Origin of the sequence: Kineococcus siccus (assembly GCF_009906795.1) — a bacterium.
GTDB lineage: Bacteria > Actinomycetota > Actinomycetes > Actinomycetales > Kineococcaceae > Kineococcus > Kineococcus siccus.
In genome coordinates this window covers 1-6,753 of sequence record NZ_JAAALN010000218.1, presented here as the reverse complement: position 1 = coordinate 6,753, position 6,753 = coordinate 1, and the positions used below count along the sequence as shown (strand labels likewise).

The 6,753-nt window shown below is 69.3% G+C and carries 8 protein-coding genes; 6 read left to right on the top strand and 2 right to left on the bottom strand.

What is annotated here, in order from left to right; translation table 11 throughout:
• Together GTR02_RS18325 and GTR02_RS18320 are read left to right on the top strand one after the other, a co-directional pair.
• A partial coding sequence (locus GTR02_RS18325; protein WP_166608924.1) for an IS3 family transposase occupies window positions 1–206 on the top strand: 206 nt, incomplete at its 5' end.
• 56 nt (window positions 207–262) lie between these two features.
• Window positions 263–1,090: a tyrosine-type recombinase/integrase gene (locus tag GTR02_RS18320; RefSeq protein ID WP_166608923.1), complete on the top strand. Its 828-nt coding sequence runs from the start codon at window positions 263–265 to the stop codon at window positions 1,088–1,090.
• 229 nt (window positions 1,091–1,319) lie between these two features.
• On the opposite strand, the gene GTR02_RS18315 is transcribed toward GTR02_RS18320, so the two are convergent.
• Together GTR02_RS18315 and GTR02_RS18310 are read right to left on the bottom strand one after the other, a co-directional pair.
• Window positions 1,320–1,934, bottom strand: coding sequence for a hypothetical protein (locus tag GTR02_RS18315; protein ID WP_166608922.1), 615 nt, complete (start codon window positions 1,932–1,934; stop codon window positions 1,320–1,322).
• 113 nt (window positions 1,935–2,047) lie between these two features.
• Window positions 2,048–3,421 carry a hypothetical protein gene (locus tag GTR02_RS18310; protein ID WP_166608921.1) on the bottom strand — a complete coding sequence of 458 codons (1,374 nt, stop codon included), beginning with the start codon at window positions 3,419–3,421 and terminating at the stop codon, window positions 2,048–2,050.
• A gap of 263 nt (window positions 3,422–3,684) precedes the next feature.
• Between GTR02_RS18310 and GTR02_RS18305 the strand changes: the two genes are divergently transcribed.
• From GTR02_RS18305 to GTR02_RS18290, 4 genes are all read left to right on the top strand, one after another.
• Window positions 3,685–4,674, top strand: coding sequence for an alpha/beta fold hydrolase (locus tag GTR02_RS18305; RefSeq protein ID WP_338073910.1), 990 nt, complete (start codon window positions 3,685–3,687; stop codon window positions 4,672–4,674).
• A gap of 165 nt (window positions 4,675–4,839) precedes the next feature.
• Entirely contained in the window at window positions 4,840–5,355 is a 516-nt protein-coding gene (locus tag GTR02_RS18300; RefSeq protein WP_166608919.1) for a GrpB family protein, read from the top strand.
• Between the two features lie 91 nt (window positions 5,356–5,446).
• Window positions 5,447–5,983, top strand: coding sequence for a GNAT family N-acetyltransferase (locus tag GTR02_RS18295; protein ID WP_166608918.1), 537 nt, complete (start codon window positions 5,447–5,449; stop codon window positions 5,981–5,983).
• A gap of 261 nt (window positions 5,984–6,244) precedes the next feature.
• Window positions 6,245–6,652, top strand: coding sequence for a GNAT family N-acetyltransferase (locus tag GTR02_RS18290; RefSeq protein WP_240895995.1), 408 nt, complete (start codon window positions 6,245–6,247; stop codon window positions 6,650–6,652).
• Window positions 6,653–6,753: the final 101 nt, after the last annotated feature.

Below are 6,753 nucleotides of genomic sequence, written 5' to 3'. Positions count from 1 at the left end.
ACTCGTTGTTCAAGGCCGAGTGCATCCGCAATCCTCACCTACCCGGCCGCGACGGTCCGTGGCGCGGCATCGACGACGTCGAGATCGCCGTCGCCGAGTACATCGACTGGTACAACCACCGCCGGCTACACGGGGAGCTCGGAATGATCCCTCCCGTGGAGTACGAGGCCCAGTTCAGCACTCACCCCGTCGCGGCTGGTGCCTGACCCGCGTGGCTTCACGCCCTCCATCAAACCCGGGCCTTGACAACCTGCATCGCGAGATGGCCACCCAGCAGCCCCCACGCCGCCCGACACCGCCTCTGCTGACCGAGCACATCACACGAATCCTCGCCACCATCGACGCCTCCTCCACCCACGGGCAATCCCTCACCGAGATCCGCGATCGCGCGCTGGTCCTGCTGGCCTTCACCTCCGCGATGCGCGCCTCCGAGCTCGCCGCCCTCGACATCGACGATCTCCAAGCCCACACCGGGGGGCTCATCATCCGAGTCCGCTCGCCACACCCCGTCCAGGCTCACGCGAAAACCTTCATTACGATCCCCTGGGCAGATCACCACGAGCTGTGTCCGGTCCACGCGCTGGAGACCTGGCTGATCCGCCTCCGCGATCAGCTCGCAGACCAAGATCCCACCGGTAGCGCAGCAGCCGATGACGTGGCCGCAGCTGACCACTTCGCAGCCCTGCGTGCCGACAGGCGCACCGACCCCAAGTCCCGGTACATGCTCGAGGCCCGCCGCTCCCTGATCGCCGGCATGCACGGCGCAGTCCTGCGCGCCATCCTCCACAACGGCCGGGTCGGCAGCACGATGGTCGTCGACCCCCACCGAGCCCGCATGGCCCGCCTCGCCGTCACGAAGACCATCACCGCTCGCGCCCGCACCGCCGAACTACAGGCCCCTGACCCCACCGGCCGCTACTACTCCGCGCACTCCACGCGCGCAGGCTTCGCCATCCAAGCCAGCGCCAACGGTGCCTCCGGCCGCGACATCATGCGCCATGGCCGCTGGACGTCCCTGGAAGTGGCCCGCGAGTACATCGGCAACGCCGAGCCGTTTCAACACAGCGCCGCGAGCCGCCTCGGACTGTGACCACCGGGGCTCACGTATGGACCGTGGCTTTCGACGACGCTTCGCGCGTAGAGCTGGCTCTGGCCCCAGTGGATGCTCACCACCTCCCACTGTGCAACGTCCCCACGGACTGACTCCCTCGGAAGAACGCTCATGCCGGTGGTCGCGCGTGAGCGCGACGGCCGGCGAGCTCACGCACATTCCGATGAGCGCGATGTCGCTCACTCCTCTGTGAAGGCCAAGGTGGGTCCTAGTGAAATCGCAGGGCGTACTGACTCAGTCGTCGAAGTCGCCATGCCCAAGGCACGCCCGCGTAGAGCAGCCAGCCGGCAACACCGATCACGGTGATGGCAAGGCCCCATCCCCTCGTCGGCGTTGATTCCGGCCAGCGACGATCGAGCAACCACACCAGCACGCCTGAGGTGAGGCACCACGCCAGTGCCACCGACGAGGTGATCGCCAGACCCCGCTTCAGCCGTCGGGACCAGCCGGTGGCGTAGTCCAACGCGAGCTCTCTGGTGGCGGTGTCCATGGGCATCTCACCGCTGCTCACACTCTCGTGGACCAGCACCTGTGTGGCCGCCTCCGGCGCATGCGAGAACCGCTTGGCGTATAGAGTCGCTTCGTCGACGCGGTAGTAGCCGCTGATCACCCCTACGAGTGTCGAGCCGCTACCGACGATCAGGCTTCCCCAGTCACCCGTGACCTCCAGCAACGCGCCCGCCACGATGAGCACCCACAAGAGCGACCCGATGATCTCCTCGGGCGTCGGCCGGTGCCACCTGCGCTGCGGCATTGCCCACCGGCTGGAGTCGGGTCCGCTGATCACACCACCATCCTGCAGCAAGTGATCCAGCAGCAGCACTCATGCCGCGATGCACTCGGTTGGTTGCCCGCTCCGAGCCTGGCTCGGCCGTCAGGCTCGCTGCGAGCGGTCGCGGTCACCACGCAGCAGCGGGCTTGCCGATCGTGTCGGGGTCAGCCGATCGCGCGACTGGCCAGGATGAACTCGACGGCGGCGATCGGTTCGAGCGGCAGGTGCAGGGCCATGCCGTACCAGACGCCCTTGCCGGTGGCGTCCGGTGTGTCGGGGCCTTGCTTGGACCAGCCGATGCGGGTGTGCCCCGGAAGGCTGTGCTGGACTCCCATGCGGGTGTCGTTGACGGTGATGCCGGTGTAGGCGCCGGCCGGCTCGGTCAGCGAGGTGGCCCGGCGCTCGGGCTGTTCCTGCGGGGTGCGGGTGAAGGGTGAGTAGTTGATCAGGCCGGTGACCCACTCCCCGCTCTGGTCGTCGTGCCGGGCCAGCCGCGTCGAGTCGACCTCGGGCGGCACCCACCGCAGAGCGATGCTCAGCTCCATGGGCTCACCGTTCGGCAGGGAGCTGCCGCGTGCGGGCAGGGCTGCACCCTCCGGCTCCCAGAAGTTCCTGCTCTTTAGACACACCAGTCGATGCCCGGCCTCCTCCAGCGGGGCCAGCGTCGGCAGCGCGAAGCCGAGCCAGTCCTCCACCTCGGCGCGGGTGTACGGGAGCAGGGTGCTGTCGACGTCACCCTCGCCTCGTCCGCGGTGACGGCGGAAGGCGCGTCCACCACCGCGGATGCCGGCGCTGCCACCGGGGCGCAGAGCGCCGAGCACGCGCAGCAGGTGCTCGCTCAGCGGTAGCTGCGCGACCGGGTGGGGGTTGGCGTGCGCGGCGCGGGCGATGGCTGCTTCCTCCTCCGCCGCCGGGTACAGCGCCAGCCGCTCCTGCCGCCACGGAGCACCAGCTCCGCCGTCACCGCGGCAGCGCCGGGCCTCTGCTTCGGCGTCGGCCCAGTCGTACAACGGCCCCTCCCAGGTCGACCCCGACCACGTGGAAGGTCGCCCGTCGGGCAGCAGCCGACGGTACTGACGGGTGTGGGCCTGGGTGGCGGAGCTCAACGCGGCCAGCACCACTGCGGTGGTGGGCCGGTCCAAGCCGGACAGCTCACTGCACAGGTCCACCGGTGCCGCACCAGCCAGGCTGGCAGCCAGCCTAAGCAGCGGCACGTCTCGGCGCGCCTCGTCCGGGTCCGGTTCCACCCCGTACGGCTGCTCGTCCACACCACGCTGCTCGTACCAGGCCACGTCCAGGCTGCGGCTGGCCAACGCGCCGCCGTACTCAGCCGCGGCCAGCGCCTCCAGCCAGGCGATGCGGGCGCGTGGACGCGCCTCAGGATCATCTGGACGCGGTGGCTCGATCTCGATGAACCCGGCCTCGTCCATCGCAGTCAGCCAGTTGCCAGTGCGGTGTAACAGCCCCACCGCTGCCGGTGGCCCACTGAGCTCATCGAAGGCGCGCTCCAGCGTCTCCGCCAACTCCTGCGGGCTCAACCCATTCCCTCCAGCTGGCACAACACCCCCTCCGCTCATCGATGCAATCGCTCGCAGCACCGAGCATGCAGCAGACCACGCCCCCGCGGACGTCGTACACGGGACGACAGCCCGACCAGGACGACTGCCGCCGCTGAGGCCCTACACGCGTCGAAGGCGTACGTGATCACGACCGGACCACGACTTCGCGCTCATGCCGATGACCAGGCGGTGTGAGCTGACCCACGGATCATGGTCTTAGCCCGCTCCGGCTCCTAACGTCGGTGCCCCAGGCACCGACCAAGGAGGCTCAGGTGGCTCAAGCAACGGCAGGCACCGGACCCGCGCTGCGCGAGCGTTCCCTGCCCTCCCGCCGGTGGGAGCTGGACGGGGAGAGCCTCAACGTCGAGGTCCACGACCCCGGCCACCACCACCTCGTCGTCCTCGAGGCCGGCCTGGGCAACTGCCGCACCTCCTGGGACGTCCTCGTACCTCACCTCCTCGACAGGCCTGGTTCGGCGGTCACCGTGGTGACCTACGACCGTCCCGGTTCTGGACGCAGTCCTGCCTCGCACCAGGCCACGACGATCAAGGCGATGGCGCACCGCCTCGCCACCTTCGTCCACCACGCCGTCACCGACACGGTCGACACGACCGGCACGGCAGGAGTGGACGGTGACGGGGGCGGGCGTGCGGTGCGGATCGTGCTGGTCGGCCACAGCCTCGGTGGTCTCCTCGTTCGCTGCGCCCTTCCGCTGCTGACCCAACAGGGTCTGGGGCAGCACGTCGCCGGGATCGTGCTGCTCGATCCCACGACCGAGACCGCCGACGCCTACGCAGACCCGAACTACTACCGCCAGTTCGGGCGGCTACTGGCCCTGCAGCAGCACCTGGCCCGCGTCGCCCCGCTGCGCCGCTGGGCCACCACCGCCCGTCGCCGGGCCCTGCCCGCAGCCACCGGCGAGGCGATGATCGCCGAGGACTTCACTCCCGCCTCCTTGGCCCAAGCGCGCCGCGAGCACCTCGCCCTGCGCGATGCCGTGCCCAGCTTGCGCACCGCCCCACCCGCACCACCGACGTGCCCCGTAATCGTCTTGTCCGCCGGTCACGCCACCAAGGCCGCAGCGCCCTTCCGCGCCGATGTCGTCGCACACCAACGCGCCTACGCCGAGAGCCTGCCGTCCGGACAGTTCGAGTCACTGCCGGCCGGGCACTTCCTGCACGTTGAGCAAGCTCCCACGGTGGCCGCTGCCATCAGGGAGTTGCTCGCCTGACCTCAGCCTCCTTTCCTGCGCAGACACTGCGCTCGGTCATCCCGCGTTGTGCGAGCTGTCGCGGCCGGCCCACGACTTCACTCATCTGCCGATCTGCGAGCGGTTCGCACCTGTCTGCTGATACTCCCTAGCCCGGCCTCCGTCCTGCCTGACACCGTCATCGCCATGACGCTGGGGCTACGCAACAACGAGGTGCACCTCGTCCCGTACTCACCCGCCTGGGCCGAGGCCGGCAGCGCAGAGTGCCACCGACTGCAGGACGCCCTGGGCCGCTGGACGAAGGATGTCGAGCACGTCGGCAGCACCGCAGTCCCCGGCCTGGCCGCCAAGCCCATCATCGACATCTGCATCGGCGTCCAAGACATGCTGCACGCCGACGCCATGGCCGAGGAGATGAGCCAGCTCGGCTACGACTACCCCGGGGACGTCGGCATCCCCCATGACCGGGTCTTTGGACGCGAACCCGGCTGGCGAACACACCTGGTCCACGTCGTCGTCATCGACGGTCCTCGATGGCAGGCCTATCTCCGCTTCCGGGACTCCCTACGAGCAGACCCGGCCCTGCGAGCGGAGTACGAAGCATTGAAGCGAGCCCTGGCCACCTCCCACACCGCGGACCGGTACACCTACACCCAGCACAAGACGGCCTTCGTTCAGCGGGTCCTGGCCGACCTTGCTTAGGCAAGGGTCCATCGGCGGGGGCGCCAGGCGACGTAACGATCATCGCGCTGTCGTGGACGTATCGGGTGGCTCTGCTGGCAAGATCCAACTCGTGCAGACACTGGAGTCCGAACGCCTACGACTGCGGCAGTGGACCGCTGACGACGCCCCCTTCGTCCTCGACATGTGCTCTCGCTGGGAGGTTCAGCGCTACATCGGCGCCGCCCCCCGCGTCCTTCAGGACCTCGGCGAGGCAAGCAGCCTCATCGCCCGCTGGCACTCTCGCCAGGACCACCTGCACCGCGTCTGGGCCGTCGAGCACAGCGATGGGCACCTGCTCGGGACCCTGCTGCTCGTTGCCATCTCCGGTTCCGGTACCCCACCGCTACAGCCGACCGGCGAGACGGAGATCGGCTGGTACTTCCACCCCGACGCCTGGGGACACGGCTACGCCCACGAGGCCGCGACTCTCGGCCTGTGCTACGCCTTCGACGTCGGCCTAGCGAAGGTGCTGGCCGTCACCCACCCCGACAACGCCGCCTCCCAAGCCCTGTGCCGCAGGCTGGGCATGGACCACCTGGGCCGCACCGACGGGTACTACAACATGACCTGCGAGCTGTTCAGCACGAGCCGCCCTCAGGTCGACTGACGACGCCGAACGGAACGTCCGGTCATCCCGCGCTGCGCGTGCGTCCGGTCATGCCGCGTTGTGCGCGCTGCCGCTGGCGGCTGACCCCGACTTCACGGATGTGTCGGAGGACGGCAGACCGCGCAAGCAGTTGACTGAGCCGCCGGCTCCTAGGGTGAGCGCATGAGGTCGGTGGTCATCGTTCGCCGTGCACGACCCAGCGACGCGCCACGGATGGCGCAGGTCCACGTCACCTCCTGGCAGCAGACCTACCGCGGCCTGATGCCTGACTCCGTCCTGGACGACCCGAACCTCCTGCCGGCCCGTGAACGCGTCTGGACCGGCGCCCTCACCGATGAGCGGTGGAGCAGCAACCGCACCGTCGTCGCCGAAGTGGACGGCACCATCGTCGGCATCGCGATGTCCGGACCCGAACAGGAGCCCGACGCCACCGAGGAGTCCCAGCTGCACCTCCTCTACGTCGACGCAGCCCACCACGGCTGCGGAGCAGGACCAGCGCTGCTCAACGCTGTCCTCGACCCCGACGAGTCGGCTGCCCTGTGGGTCGCGGACCCCAGCCCACGCGCCCAGGCCTTCTACCGCAAGCACCGCTTCGCCCCCGACGGACGCAGCAAGACCGAGGACGGCGTGCGCGAGGTCCGGTGGGTCCGCCCCGCCGGTACGTCGTAGCGACCGCAGTCCCGCTCTGCCCTCGACGTCACGGGCATCCCGCGTTGTGCGCGGCCAGGGCACACCTGCATCTCGATGGCCCACCCAGCCGTCCCTCCGCC